The 13436-nt window shown below is 66.1% G+C and carries 10 protein-coding genes; 4 read left to right on the top strand and 6 right to left on the bottom strand.

What is annotated here, in order from left to right:
- Positions 1-12: 12 nt before the first annotated feature.
- The 3 genes from JJ918_RS15285 to argH form a co-directional block, all read right to left on the bottom strand.
- On the bottom strand, positions 13-2562 hold the full coding sequence (locus JJ918_RS15285) for a DUF4175 family protein (protein ID WP_291889238.1): 2550 nt from the start codon (positions 2560-2562) through the stop codon (positions 13-15).
- 68 nt (positions 2563-2630) lie between these two features.
- The gene (locus JJ918_RS15280) at positions 2631-2783 is read right to left on the bottom strand and encodes a lipoprotein (RefSeq protein WP_291889235.1); all 153 of its coding nucleotides are present in this window, start codon (positions 2781-2783) and stop codon (positions 2631-2633) included.
- A 35-nt stretch (positions 2784-2818) separates the two neighbouring features.
- Positions 2819-4225: an argininosuccinate lyase gene (gene argH / locus JJ918_RS15275; protein WP_291889232.1), complete on the bottom strand. Its 1407-nt coding sequence runs from the start codon at positions 4223-4225 to the stop codon at positions 2819-2821.
- Between the two features lie 66 nt (positions 4226-4291).
- On the opposite strand from argH, the gene JJ918_RS15270 reads away from it, so the two are divergent.
- Positions 4292-4843 carry a TlpA disulfide reductase family protein gene (locus JJ918_RS15270; protein WP_291889228.1) on the top strand — a complete coding sequence of 184 codons (552 nt, stop codon included), beginning with the start codon at positions 4292-4294 and terminating at the stop codon, positions 4841-4843.
- Positions 4844-4855: 12 nt separating this feature from the next.
- Here the strand turns inward: JJ918_RS15270 and JJ918_RS15265 are convergent, their stop codons facing one another.
- The 3 genes from JJ918_RS15265 to JJ918_RS15255 form a co-directional block, all read right to left on the bottom strand.
- On the bottom strand, positions 4856-5971 hold the full coding sequence (locus tag JJ918_RS15265; protein WP_291889225.1) for a serine hydrolase: 1116 nt from the start codon (positions 5969-5971) through the stop codon (positions 4856-4858).
- Positions 5952-7388, bottom strand: coding sequence for a serine hydrolase (locus JJ918_RS15260; protein ID WP_291889223.1), 1437 nt, complete (start codon positions 7386-7388; stop codon positions 5952-5954). Before JJ918_RS15260 ends, JJ918_RS15265 begins: the two co-directional genes overlap by 20 nt.
- Before the next feature lie 392 nt (positions 7389-7780).
- The gene (locus JJ918_RS15255) at positions 7781-10591 is read right to left on the bottom strand and encodes a TonB-dependent receptor (RefSeq protein ID WP_291889221.1); all 2811 of its coding nucleotides are present in this window, start codon (positions 10589-10591) and stop codon (positions 7781-7783) included.
- Between the two features lie 243 nt (positions 10592-10834).
- Here JJ918_RS15255 and JJ918_RS15250 point away from each other — a divergent pair, with 243 nt between their 5' ends.
- From JJ918_RS15250 to JJ918_RS15240, 3 genes are read left to right on the top strand one after another with little or no spacing between them, the layout of a single operon-like run.
- Complete coding sequence (locus JJ918_RS15250; protein ID WP_291889218.1) at positions 10835-11872, top strand: phytase; 1038 nt, start codon at positions 10835-10837, stop codon at positions 11870-11872.
- 10 nt (positions 11873-11882) lie between these two features.
- Positions 11883-12227, top strand: coding sequence for a hypothetical protein (locus tag JJ918_RS15245; protein ID WP_291889215.1), 345 nt, complete (start codon positions 11883-11885; stop codon positions 12225-12227).
- A gap of 32 nt (positions 12228-12259) precedes the next feature.
- Entirely contained in the window at positions 12260-13357 is a 1098-nt protein-coding gene (locus JJ918_RS15240) for an AraC family transcriptional regulator (RefSeq protein ID WP_291889212.1), read from the top strand.
- Positions 13358-13436 lie beyond the last annotated feature (79 nt).

The following is a 13436-nucleotide window of genomic DNA, read 5'->3' as shown; positions in this document are numbered from 1 at the left end:
CGGCCCGCCGCCTCAGAACCGATCCAGCAGGCGTTCGATATAGTCCAGCTCTTCCTGCGTCAGGCCGCTTTCGGCGGCCCGGCGGCGCAGTTCTTCCAGGATGGCCCGGGCGCGGGCCCGGCTCATCTCCTCGGGCACCTCGACACCGGATCCGTCAGCAAAGGCGCCTTCGGACGGCCGGCCCAGCGGATCGGTTTCCTCGCCTTCGCCCATGGCCTGGCCGCGGCCTTCTTCCATACGCTCCATGAGCTCGCGGGCCAGTTCCTCGGCGCCTTCACGCAACTGGGCGAGGGCCTGTTCCTGGGCGGCCAGCGCGTCTTCGGTGCTGCCTTGGCGCAGCGCCTCCTCGGCCTCGCGCATGGCCTGACCGGCCTGGCCGAGCGTCTCGCCGCTCTCGCCTTCGCCGGGCACGGCCTCGGCCGACTCGCCGAAGCGCTGGGCCAGCTGGCCCTGGGCGTCCGCCAGCTGCTGCGTGCTCGACGCACCGCCGCTCTGGTTCTCGGCCAGCGATTGCGAGCCCTGGCCGGAGGGCTGGCCCGACTGCTCGCCGCTTTGCGGCGCACCGCCGCCCTGCTGTTGCTGCTGGTTCAGGCCGAAGGTCTGGTCCTGCAGGTCGCGCTGCTCGCCGATCATCTCGCCGAGTTCTTCCAGCGCCTCGCGCATGGCCTCCGACGTGGCGTCGCTTTCACCCTCGCCGCCCGTGCCCTGGCCCATCTGCATCTGCATGTTGCGCAGAAGCTCGCTCAGCGCGGCCAGCGCCTGGCGTGCCTCGGCCGTATCGCCCAGCTCGGCCGCTTCGCGCAGGGCGTCGAGCATGTCCTGCAGCATCTGCTGGTCGAGCTGCGGCCCGCCGCCGCCTTCGGCAAACTCATTTTCTTCCGCCGCCTCGCGAGCGAGGGCCGCCATGTAATTGTCCATCGCCTCTTCATAGGCCTCGAACAGGGCGGCCAGCTCGGTCTCGTCGGCACCGCGCGCCATGGCTTCCATCAACGCGCGCTCGGCGGCGCGCAGTGCGGCCTCCGCATCGGCCAGCGAGCCCAGCTCGGCGCGCAGGGCGATATTCCACAGATCGTCGTCCAGCCCGGTGAGGTCGACCTGGTCCCGGGCGCGGCGCAGACGATGAACGGTTTCGCGAATGCCCAGATAGACGATCGGATCGTCGAAGAAATAGACCGGCGCGTCGGAAATCGCGTCCAGCGCGCGGGCGGCATATTGCAGGCCTTCCGGCGCGCGTTCGATCCGGCGCTCGGGCTCTTCGGCCAGATAGGCCGGACCGGGCGGGATGTCCTCGGCATACATCACCGGCCGCTCGGGCAGGGGGGCATAGGCGGCATCGGCCGCCATCACGCCGCGGCGCTGTTCGGCCACAGCGCGAGCGAGTGCGTCCAGGAAGACCCGTTCGGGCAGCGTCACGCCGAGGGGCGGTGACAGGCCCTCATTGCCGGCCGCGTCGGTGACAGCCAGGCGGATCATCACGCGCGAGCCGGCCAGCGGGTGGCGGGCGGTTTCCAGCAGCGTGCCCAGCCCCTCGCCCTCGCTGAGCGGGGTCACCGAGACGGCATCGATGGGAAGGCGTTCCCAATCGGCGCTCCCGTCGTCTTCCGGGCGGATGTCGAGCGCATAGCCGGTGGGGCCGTAATCATCCTCGACAGCAAAGCGCAGATCCAGCTCGCCGGCGGATGTCGCGTCCGGCACGGCCAGCAGACGCACGCGCGGCGGTGTGTCGGGAATGGCGTCCAGCGTCCAGGTTTCGCGCGTACCCGGAGCGGCCAGCCGGGCGGTGGCATCGCCGGTCACAGGCGCGCGGACCTCCCAGACGCCGTCGCCGATCTGGCGGACTTCGCCGCGCTCGGTCCCCGCTTCGCTGCGCAGGGTGAGGCGCGGTTCGCGCCGGCTGCCGGCCACACGGGTAATGAAGGTCGAGCCTTCCGGCACTTCGGCGCTGCGTTCGGTTTCCGCGAGGAAGACCGGGGCGCGGCCGGTATAGGCCGGCGGGTCGATCCAGGCATCGATGCTCAGGGTTTCACCACCCGCCAGAATGGGCGTCAGGCCGAACGCCTCGCCCAGACGGTCGCGGGCCGCCGGTCCGGCGACCAACCAGGACACCACGAGCAGCAGGCCCAGCGCGCCGCGCAGGGCCCAGCGGTCGGTGCGTGCCCAGGCGGCCTTGGGGCGGCGGGCATGGGCCGAGGCGAGGCGGCGGCGCATGCGGGCCTGGTGTTCCTGCCAGACATGCAGGGCGACCGGATCGCTGTCAGACGGCTTATCGGTGAGCGCTTCGTGCGGACGCGCCTCGATGCCGCTGTCTTCCTCGACACGGCGGGCCAGCGCATCGGCATCGGGCCAGCGGAAGGCCCGGAGGCCGCGCCAGGTCAGCCAGGCCGCGGGCAGCAGGGTGGCAAGGGCATAGGCCGCGCGCCAGGGATCGCCGATCCGGTCCCACAGGCCCAGAAGAGCCAGAATCGCAAAGGCAGAGGCCCAGGCCAGAACAGGCCAGAGCACAGGAACCGAGGCTTCCCAGACAAGGGCGCACCCGGCAGCTATGAGCGAGCGGCGACGCATGCGCGAACCCTATCATGGCCGCCGCGATAGACGAGAGCCACATGCATTACGATTTGGAGAGCCAGGCGCTAGTTTTCGCTGTCGCCGTCGGCGTTTTCATCCTGCGGCGGCGGATCGCCCCACAGGGGTGGCGGGCGTTCCAGTTCGCCGCGCAGGCCGCAGGCGGCGACGGTCAGGGCGCTCAGGGTCGCAAGGACCAGGGCGGCAAGGCGTCGTTTCATGTCCATTCCCTCAACTCTGCCCGGACGTTGCACGGCTAGCCGAGCCGGGCTTTCCACGCGGCGACCTGTTCGCGCACACGCACCGGCGAGGTGCCGCCGAAACTGGTGCGGCTTTCCATCGATGCCCGGGCACTCAACACGGAAAACACCCGTTCGTCGATACCCGGTTCGACGCTCTGCATGTCGGCCAGCGGCAGCTGCGCCAGCGGGATGTCGCGCTTCTCGGCCATCTTCACGATCGAGCCGGAGATGTGGTGGGCGTCGCGGAAGGGCTTGCCCAGCTCGCGCACGACCCAGTCGGCCAGATCGGTCGCGTCGGAATAGGCCTCGCCGGCGGCGGCTTCCATCGCGGCGCCGTGGAAAGTCAGATCAGAGGCCATGCCGGCCATGGAGAGCAGAGCCAGTTCCAGATCGTCAATCGCCTGGAAGACCGGTGCCTTGTCTTCCTGCAGGTCTTTGGAATAGGCCAGCGGCAGGCCCTTCACCACGGTCAGAAGGCCGGTCAGCGAACCGATGATACGGCCCGGCTTGGCGCGCACGAGCTCGGCGGCGTCGGGATTGCGCTTTTGCGGCATGATCGACGAGCCGGTCGACCAGGCATCCGACAGCGAGGCAAAGCCGAAGCGGCGCGTGCACCACAGCACGATCTCCTCGGCAAAGCGCGACAGGTTGACCGCGCAGATCGAGGCGGCGGAGAGCACTTCCAACGCGAAGTCGCGGGCCGCGACGCCGTCGAGCGAATTGGCCATGGGCCGGTCGAAGCCGAGTGCCTTCGCGGTCATCTCGCGGTCGATCGGAAAGGCGGTACCGGCCAGTGCCGCACAGCCCAGCGGGCTTTCATTCAGGCGCTTGCGGGCATCGGCAAAGCGGCCGCGATCGCGCTGGGCCACTTCGACATAGGACAGGAGGTGGTGCGCCAGCGAGACCGGCTGGGCGGTCTGCAGATGGGTGAAGCCGGGCATCACCTGGTCGACATGTTTTTCGGCCTGGGCGACCAGCGCTTTCTGGTATGCAGCCAGTTGCGCATCGATCCGGTCGCAGGCATCGCGCAGCCAGAGGCGGAAATCGGTCGCGACCTGGTCATTGCGTGAGCGGGCGGTGTGCAGGCGGCCGGCCGGTTCGCCGATAATCGCCTTCAGCCGCGCCTCGACATTCATGTGCACGTCTTCCAGTGCGGCGGACCAGGTAAACGCCCCGGCGCGGATCTCCTCACGGATTTGTTCCAGGCCCTGGCGGATTGCCGCAGCATCCTCGCTTGAAATCACACCGGTTTCGCTCAACATCTGGGCATGGGCGAGGGATCCGTCGATATCCTGCTCGGCCATGCGCCGGTCGACGTCGACGGAGGCATTGATGGCTTCCATCACCGCCGACGGCCCGGCCTCGAAACGTCCGCCCCACATGGCGCTGGACTGGGAAGATTGCGGGGATTTCTCGGCCATCGGGGATTCCTGCGGATTGGGGAGCGAAGCGATATGAAGACTCCACTTGGAATAGCCATTTTTGGCATGGCCGCAATCCTCGTGGTGGGATTCCTTGTCGTGGTGTTCAGCGCGATGGACCAGAGCGATGCGGGCGGGCTGGAAAGCTATGCCCGCGGCGAGATGCGCCGTTTCACCCAGATCGACGACGCGCCGCCCCAGCCGGATGCCGTCTATGTCGACGAAAACGGCGACGAAGTCCGCCTGTCGGATTATCGCGGCCAGGTGATTTTGGTGAATTTCTGGGCGACCTGGTGCGGGCCCTGCGTGGAGGAGATGCCGGCGCTGGACCGGCTGCAGGCGGATCTGGGCGGCGAGGATTTCCAGGTCGTCACCGTCAGTCTCGACCGGTCGATGGATGACGTGCTGGCCTTCTTCGAGCGGATCGAGCTGGAAAACCTGCCGATCATCCATGACAGCAATCTGGCCAGTTTCTCACAGATCCGCACGCCGGGCCTGCCGACCTCGGTGCTCTATGACCGCCAGGGCCGCGAACTGGGCCGGGTCACCGCCCCGGCCGAATGGGACAGCGAGGACGCCAAGGCCCTGATCCGGGCAGCGATTGCACGGGGCGTGTAAACGCGCGGCAGGCTAGTCGTAGACCCACTCCTCTCCCAGATGCTCCACGATCCGCCTGGCAAGGCCGGATGAGAACAGGGCGTCGGAATTGCCGAACAGGACAAGGCCGTCGCCGCTGTCCAGGCTGAAATGGCAATAGGAGCGGAAGTCGCCATTATCGCCGAAATGGTCGTAGCGCAGCCCGTGTGCGGTCGCCTTGATCTGGAAACCGAGACTGCGATGCAGCTCGCCCTCCTCGGCCGGCATTGTGTCCTGGACGGCGAGCAGACGTTCAACCGTTCCCGCCCGGCTTGCGTCGGGCCGGATCAGCGCGGTGAGGAAGCGGGCATAGTCTTCGGCGGTGGTATTGAGGCTGTAGGCCGCACCGAAATTCATGTCGTGCCCGTCATTGTCGGTCGGTATGCCGTTCCGGTGTCCGAAGGTTTTACGCTCGGGGATCGAGGCGTCCCAGGTATAGCTCATGAAGTCCGCGCCGATCTCGTCGGCGACCTCGGCCTGAAACACGGCCTGGAGCCCGTCATCGTTGACGCCGAGCTCGTGCCGCAGCACCCGCCGGAGATATTCATAGCCCTCGCCGGAATAGCCGTAACGCGTTCCCGGATCGAACACGAACTGGAGCACGCCGCCGGTATAGGATCGCCAGTTCGGCAGACCCGTGGCGTGTGTCAGCACCATACGGGCGGTGAGTTCCTGCGCACGCGGATCGTCGGGGAGGTCCGGATGGGGCAGGTATTCGTAGAGCGGGCGGTCCAGCTCGATGACACCCTTCTCCACCTGCAGCATGGCGAAATAGGCGAAGACCGGTTTGGAAAGCGACGCCGCTTCGAACAGGGTATCGGTTGTCACCGCGCCGCCGGTCTGCGCATTCCTCACGCCGAAACCGCCACTGTAGGCGATCTCGCCGTCGCGGATGACCGCCATGGAAAGACCAGGCACGCCGGTGCCCGCCATTTCCTGGCGGACAAAGCTTTCCAGCCCGGCGACGTCCAGCTCCGGAGCGCGGCTGTCTGCCGTGCCGTCGGCGGGTGCGGTCGTGGTGCTGCAGGCCGCGGCCAGTGATGCCAGCGCACAGAGCGCCAGGCTGCGCCAGCCGCCCGCCCGGCGGGGTCTAGTTCCTTGGAAAATCATTATTATACCCGCTCCCCTGCGTCATGCGGACCCATCGGATCGCGCCGTCATTCGCTTCGATGAACTGGTAGGTCGTGTTCTGCGATGGTGAGATGAGTGTCGCGGGGCCGACGGGGATAAGTGTTTGTGCCGTCGCGTCGCCGGGGGCTGCGAGCGTGAGGGCACCGTCTGCCACCGAAAAGGCCAGCCCGTCGCCATATGTGCCGGCGAAGCGCCGGAGATCCGCCGCGGGCAGATCGGCTTCCGTGTAGACCGTGGGCTCCAGCAGCGGCCAGCCGTATTCATGCGCAACCGACCGCGCGATCGAGGCCATCAGGTTGAAGCCGTTATCGCTGTTGGTCATGACGACCAGCGCCTGATTGCCGGGCAGATGGCCCACCATGTAGCTGGTGAAGCCGGCATTGCTGCCCCAGTGCTCGACCAGCACTTCGCCATCGGCGCCCGGCGTCCGGGTAAAGCCCAGCCGGCCTTCGGAGTGCGCGAAAACCTCTGCGGCCAGTTCAGGCGACAGGATATGGCCCGCGCCCGTTGCCCGATCCTCCATCAGCGTGCCCATGAAGCGGGCCAGATCGCCCGGTGTCGACCACATGCCGCCGGCCGCGAGGAAGGGAAACAGCCGGTCTGGATAGGGGTGCAGCTGGTTCGAATAGCCGGTTGCGGCCGCTGCGTTCAGCGGCGCCGGGACCGGCTGGGCGAAGGTGCTTCGCGTCATCCCGGCCGGGGAGAAGACGATCCGCTCGGCAGCGCTCTGGAAATCTTCGCCGGTCGCGTCCTGCACCAGTTTCTGGATGATGGCATAGCCGGGATTGGAGTAGCGGTAGCGCGCGCCGGGGACGGCTTCCACGGCGGCTGGAGGGTCGACCGAAGGCGGCGCACCGGTCAGCATGGCCTCGATCGAAGGGAGCGGTTCGCCCGGATCGTAGGCCGACCACAGATGATTGGCGATGCCGGCCGTGTGGCCGACCAGGCGGCGCAGGGTGACGGGTTCTTCGGCCGTGAATGCGCTGGCGGGGATCTGCCAGTCGTGCAGATAATCGTCGACATCCGCGTCCAGGCTCAGCGCCTCCCGGTCGACCAAGTGCAGCGCCATCATGGCCGCGACGGGCTTGCTCAGCGAAGCCGCCGCGAACACGGTGTCGGGCGTGACCGGGGCTGCCGTGGCAAGGTCGGCATAGCCGAACGTCATCTGCCAGGCGATTTCGCCATCCGCGATGAAGGCCATGCTGAGCCCGGGAATATCCTGCTCCAGCATCGCCTGCGGGATCGACTTCGCATCGAGATGACCCTGCAGATAGTGGGCGGGAAGCGCGCTTTCCCGGATGCGGTCGGGCGATGACTGCAGCCCGGGCACGGGCTCGCCCTGCAGGGAGAGTGCAGCAAGTGCGGCCAGGCACGGCGCCAGAATACTCATCGGCATGGTCCGTTATCTATCGGCATCTTTTGGAGAAACAGCCGGTTGGCAGGATGCCGTCAGTCAAGCAGCACCGCCGCTCCGGAACAACTTACCGTGTCGTAAGGGCAAGCGGGTGCTCCTGGTTGCCCCTGTTGCGTTCGCGCGGCCGGCAAGAAAAAAGGGCCGTCCACAACGCGGACGGCCCTGTGAGTTTGAAACCCTGCCCGGAGGGATAAGCGGGAAGGTCACCCGGTCGGGGAGGAGCGGGTCGGCGCCTGTCTACGCCGATAACGCGACGGATCGGTGACGCCTGGAAGACAGTTTCGCGTCGGCCGCACCGACAATTAACTATCGGAAATAAAAAGAAAAACCCCGGGCCGATGGCCCGGGGTTTCCTGTCTGGGATGCGGTGCTGCTTAATATGTGAAGCGCACGCCGAAGACGGCCGACCAGCCATATTCCTCGAACTGTTCCACCCGGTCGACACCGTCCGGACGGGTCACGGCGCGGAACGGTTCGTCGGTGACATTCTTCAGATCGCCGAAGATCTGGAGATGATCGTTGAAGCGGAACTTCGCCGACAGGTCGAGCTGGGTGTGGTCCAGCACGATCCGGTCCTCGTCGGCATCGCCGCGGATCTCGTCGAGGAATTCGGAACGGTGCGAGACGACGGCGCGCAGGTCCCAGGGGCCCTGGTCATAGCCGAGCACGGCGTTCCAGACTTCGTCCGACTGGCGCGGCAGCGGTACGACACGGCCGTCCGGCAGGGTCGCCTCACTGTCGGCGAGGGTGGCGTTGAAGCCGGCGATGAAGCCTTCGACCGGCAGGAAGTCGAGCGCTTGCTGGTAGTTGAACTCCCAGCCCGACACTTCCGCTTCCGGCAGGTTGATATAGCTGTCGGCCTCGTCGAACAGGCGGCCATTGATCAGCTCGTTCTCGTACTGGATCGGGCCGATGACGTTTTCCAGATCCTTGTAGAAATAGCCGAGATAAACGACGGCGTCATTGTTCGGATACCATTCCAGCGAGGCCTCGAAATTGTCGGCTTCCAGGCGCTGCAGGTCCGGATTGCCGAACTCGCCCTCGATCTCGTCATCGTCATTCTGTTCGACCAGGAGACGCGGCGCGAACTGGCCCGGGTTCGGGCGCTGGATCGAGGCATAATAGGAGGCGCGGGCAATCCAGTTCTCGGCCACTTCATAGCGGGCGAGGATGGAGGGCAGCACGTCGGTGTAGTCGTCCGAGACGTATTGCGGCGTGACGATCACCGTGTCCTGATCCTGCAGCACGCCACCGATCGTCGAGCCTTCCTCGGCGAGGAAGGCTTCATAGCCATAGGCCGACACGTCGGTCTGCTCGATGCGGAAGCCGCCGACCACGCTGAGCGGACCGTTCTCGACGGAACCCATCAGATAGGCGGCCATGATGTCTTCCTCGACACCGTAGGTCGCGCCATAGCTGTCGATGTCGCTGGCGATCGGGTCCAGTTCCAGGCCGCCGAAATTGGCGTTGAAATAGTCGCGCACCGCGACCGGATCCGGCACCGGGCCGAGGCGGTCCTGCGAGTAGTCGACCGTGCGCACGACCTGGTCGAGCGTCAGATTGTCGTCGCTCTCATAGACGTCGAAATCCAGCACATACTTCTTGTCGCGCATGCGGGCCCGCACACCGTACTGGATGTAGGTGGCCATGCCGGCATAGTTGAAGTCGTGACGGACGTTCAGCGCCGCGGCGTATTCGCGGTCCTGGGACAGGCCGTTGGTGACCTCGAAACCCTGATTCTCGTAGATCGACGGATCGAAGACGGCGTCCGTGGTCGCGCCGCCACCATAGACCAGCTGCGGCAGCAGCGGGTTGGAAACGTCGACACCGAAGACCTCATCATCCTCGAACTCGTAGGAGAAATCCGTGTCCAGACGGTTCGGCTCTTCCTCTTCGGAATGGACGTAGGAGAGCGACCAGTCGACCGTCGTATTGCCGCGCAGCCATTCGCCGCCAAAATCGGTGGCGAAGATCATCTGGGTTTCCAGGCGATCCTTGATGTCGCGGTCGATTTCCATCTCTTCGGCGACGAAGGCGGCCAGATTGCCGGAAGAAGCAGCGTCATTGTACTCGGCGTCTTCCAGCTTCACCTCGACCCGGTTGCGGTGCTCCTGGTCGGAGAAGTCGGACCAGGTATTGCGCAGGTAGAAGCTCAGCTCGTTCGACCAGCGATAGTCGAAGTTCAGGGCCGCCGTCGTGCGCTCGCGCGTGATCTGGTAGTTGCGCATCTCGACTTCGTTCGGGAAGGGCACGCTTTCGCCCGTTTCCCAGCCGCCGTCGACCTCATAGCTCTCCGAGCCGAAGACGCGTTCCTGGTGCGACAGCGAACCGGCCACGCCCAGGCGGCCGTCGAGGAAGTTGTTGGCGAAGTTCACCGAGCCGCGCCAGCCGAAATCCTGTTCGATATCGGAGTAGAGCGAAGCCACCCGGCCGCGGATGTAGAGGTGGTCGACATCGAGACCCGAAGTGGTTTCGATCTCGACATTGCCGCCGACGCTGTCGCCGTCCATGTCCGGCGTCAGCGACTTGTTGATGACCACGCTGGAGAGCACGTCGGCGTCGATGACGTCGAGACCGACCTGGCGGTCCTCGGCTTCCGGCGAGGTCAGGCGCACGCCGTTGATCGAGGTAGAGACGAGGTTCGGATCCAGGCCGCGGATCGAGACGAACCGGCCTTCGCCCTGGTCGTTCAGCACGTTCACGCCGACGGCGCGGCGGGCGGCTTCGGCGACGTTCTCGTCGGGGAACTGGCCGATCGCGTCGGCGGACAGGACGACGATATTGCCGTCATTGGCGCGCTGGCGCGACAGGGCAGAGTTGAGCGCGCCGCGCTGGCCGATCACCAGGATGTTGTCGACATAATCGACGTCTTCGCCGATCGTGATCACCGGGGTCGCCGTGTCGGTGACGCTGGCGAGCGTGACCGAGGTCTCGGCCGGCTCGGCGCCGACATAGCTGATGCGCAGCGTGTAGGTGCCGGCAGCGAGGCCGACGATGCGGAATGCGCCGTCCGAACCGGCGGCAACGGTCTGGCCCGTTTCCACGATGCGGATGGTGGCGCCTTCCAGACCCACGGTCTGGGAACCGTCCATCACGCGGCCGGCAATGGTACCGGCCTGGGCGGCGGTCGCAGCAGCAAGTGCCAGCACCGAGGCGGTGCCGAGCATGGCGAATGTCCTGGTCATGATGTCCCCCTTCAAGGAAATGACTGGCGAGTCGGGCCTGGCAGTCCGATTTCGGCGCCTTATTGGGGGAAAAGCCGCGACAGGCTGATGACGCTAAGACTGCACTTCCGTGTCGTTTGGATTGAAGTTTTGTGACGGTGCGAAATTGCATCACCCCGTCAAAGAAGTGTCACGATTGTCCGCGTGCCATTTCGGTTGAACCCGTGCTATGGCGCGGCGAACCGGACTTCTGGAGGGACAGGGATGAAGCGGATTCTCGGCCTTGCGGCATTCTCACTGGCACTGGGCGGCTGTGGCGGCGGACTGCCGGCCGTCGAGATCGAGGCTGTGCTGGAAACGGCGAGCGTCGCCGGTACGGGCGATGCGGCCGATGATCCGGCCGTGTGGGTCTCGGACAATCCGGCCGACAGCCTGATCTTCGGCACTGACAAGGATAATGGCGTCTACGTCTACACCATGACCGGCGCCGAGCATGCCTACCTGCCCGAAGGTCGTCTCAACAATGTCGATGTCCGCTACGACTTCGCGCTCGGCGATCGTGTCGTCGACATTGCCGGCGCGTCCGACCGTTCCAATATCGGCATCGCCTTCTTCTTCATCGATCCGGACACGCGCGATGTGAACTATGCCGGCGCCGTGCCGCTGGACAATATCGTCGAACCCTACGGTTTCTGCTTCTACCGCAGCCACCAGGACGGCGAGCTCTACGCCTTCGTCTCCGACAAGGATCCGGGCACTTTCGTCCAGGTCCGCGTGGGCTGGAATGGCGACAGCGTCACCGCCGAGGAAGTCCGCCGCGTCACGCTGGGCACGATCGCGGAAGGCTGTGTTGCGGACGAGCGCACTGGCACAGTCTACATGAATGAGGAGAATGCCGGCGTCTGGATGATGGGCGCCGAGCCCACCGACCCGGCCGAACCGGTGCAGATCGCGGCCGTCGATGGCCAGCAGCTCAGCGCCGACGCCGAGGGTGCCGCTCTCCTGCCGCGCGGCGAGACCGGTGGCTGGCTGGTCGTTTCCTCCCAGAGCGACAATGCCTATGCGGCCTATGATCTGGAAACGCACGCATTCGTCACGCGCTTCCGGATTGTCGACGGCGCCGTGGACGGGGTGACCCATACCGACGGTCTGGACATCTCGACCGCCAATCTGGGCGAGACTTTCCCCGGCGGGATCTTCGTCGTGCAGGACGACGAGAACGAGACCGGCGGCCAGAACTTCAAATTCGTCGATCTGCGCTCGCTGACCGTTGTGCTGGAAGGCGGGAGCGCGGCGGAGTAGTCCGGGCCGTATGGCCCTGCTTCTTCCGCTCATTCTTCTTGTCGCCATTATGGCCCTGGTCTGGCTGCACCGCAGCCGGGACCGGGGGCTGGCGCAACAGCTCGGCGTGATCGAACGCGATCTCGCCGCCCACCTGGTCCTGCTGGAACGTGGCGAGAAGCCGGTCACCGGCGGTCCCGGGATCGACGCGGGCGAGGCCGGCGATGCGCTGACCAAGGCGCCCCAGCACATCTTCGACAGCGTGCATGCCGCCTATGATGCCTGCGAGCGCGAGGCCGCCGATGCGCCGCAACAGCTGCGCCGCGCCGTGTCCGCCCTGGCCGAATACCGCGACTTTCGCGGCTGGAAGGGGTAGGCAGGCCGTTCCCAGTCCTTAATCTGCCCGCCATGACGCTCCAGCCGGTCAATCTCGTCCATATCGCCCTGATCGCCATTGCCGGTCTGGGTGTGCTGCTGACCGTCTCGCAGCCGCGGCTGCGGGCGGTCTCGGCACTGATGGCGATGTCCTGCACCTGGATGATCTTCAACGTGCTGGAGGAGACGGCCGGGTTTCGCGAGATCTGGCTGGTCACGCCGGCCTTCCGCCTGGCCTATCCGCCGCTCGTCTATCTCACTGTCCGCGGCATCATGATTGCCGGCCCGGCGCTGACCTGGCGCGACTGGCCGCATGCCGTGCCCTTCCTGGTCGCGCTGGCTTTGACGACGCAGATCGCCTGGGTCGAGCACGCCGCCCGGATCAGCCTGATTGTCTACTCCGCCGCCGCGATCTGGCTCATCCACCGCTTCCGCCGGGCGACCCGCGAGACCCGGTCCGATGCCCGGGCGATCCAGCTCAACGGGCTTTACGCCCTGATCGGCTTCTATGTCGTCGACGGCGTGTTCGACGTGTTGCGGATGGATGCGCACTGGATCCATCCCTACTGGCCCTGGCTGGAGACCCAGACCGCCTATCTCTTCCAGATCAGCGTCTCGCTGGCCTTCGTGGTGGTGCTGATCCTGATCGCGGTGCGCCACAGCCGCCTGTTCGAGGGGCTGGAGCCCGGTGCGCTGGACGCGCCGCGGGACGAGCCGGCCGCACCGGCACCGGGCGACGCGGCGGCCGAGGCCGAGGACTTCCGGCGCATCGATGAGGTCGTGCGCGGCGAGGCGCTTTATTCAGAACCGCGTCTCACCCGGACGGAAGTCGCGGCGGCAGCAGGGCTGGGCGAGCGGGCCGTGTCACGCGCGATCAAGACGGCGACGGGGCGCAATTTCAACGACTACATCAACAGCCTGCGGATCGAGGATGTGTGCGCGATGATGCAGGAGGATGCCCGCGCCGGCACCGCCCAGCGCGTGATCGACCTGGCTTTCACGGCCGGATTTTCCTCGAAATCCGTATTCAATGCCGTTTTCAAGCGCGAGACCGGCGAGACGCCCTCGGCCTATGCGGCGCGCCTGCGCGAGGGTGAGGGCGGACCGGTTTCCGGTATCCGCAGCGCCTGACGAATTCCGCACGTCCGGAATCCGGATTCCGGACGATGCCGGTCTCCGGACATGCTGATCTCTCCCGAAATTCAGACGG

This window comes from Maricaulis sp., assembly GCF_017642925.1.
Taxonomy (GTDB): domain Bacteria; phylum Pseudomonadota; class Alphaproteobacteria; order Caulobacterales; family Maricaulaceae; genus Maricaulis.
This window is presented reverse-complemented; position numbering and strand designations above follow the sequence as displayed.

Coding starts and splice junctions, on each gene's coding strand:
- JJ918_RS15270 (WP_291889228.1), top strand. CDS start 4,292: ATGGCCGCAATCCTCGTGGTGGGATTCCTTGTCGTGGTGTTCAGCGCG.
- argH (WP_291889232.1), bottom strand. CDS start 4,225: ATGGCCGAGAAATCCCCGCAATCTTCCCAGTCCAGCGCCATGTGGGGC.
- JJ918_RS15280 (WP_291889235.1), bottom strand. CDS start 2,783: ATGAAACGACGCCTTGCCGCCCTGGTCCTTGCGACCCTGAGCGCCCTG.
- JJ918_RS15245 (WP_291889215.1), top strand. CDS start 11,883: ATGGCCCTGCTTCTTCCGCTCATTCTTCTTGTCGCCATTATGGCCCTG.
- JJ918_RS15265 (WP_291889225.1), bottom strand. CDS start 5,971: ATGATTTTCCAAGGAACTAGACCCCGCCGGGCGGGCGGCTGGCGCAGC.
- JJ918_RS15255 (WP_291889221.1), bottom strand. CDS start 10,591: ATGACCAGGACATTCGCCATGCTCGGCACCGCCTCGGTGCTGGCACTT.
- JJ918_RS15285 (WP_291889238.1), bottom strand. CDS start 2,562: ATGCGTCGCCGCTCGCTCATAGCTGCCGGGTGCGCCCTTGTCTGGGAA.
- JJ918_RS15240 (WP_291889212.1), top strand. CDS start 12,260: ATGACGCTCCAGCCGGTCAATCTCGTCCATATCGCCCTGATCGCCATT.
- JJ918_RS15250 (WP_291889218.1), top strand. CDS start 10,835: ATGAAGCGGATTCTCGGCCTTGCGGCATTCTCACTGGCACTGGGCGGC.
- JJ918_RS15260 (WP_291889223.1), bottom strand. CDS start 7,388: ATGCCGATGAGTATTCTGGCGCCGTGCCTGGCCGCACTTGCTGCACTC.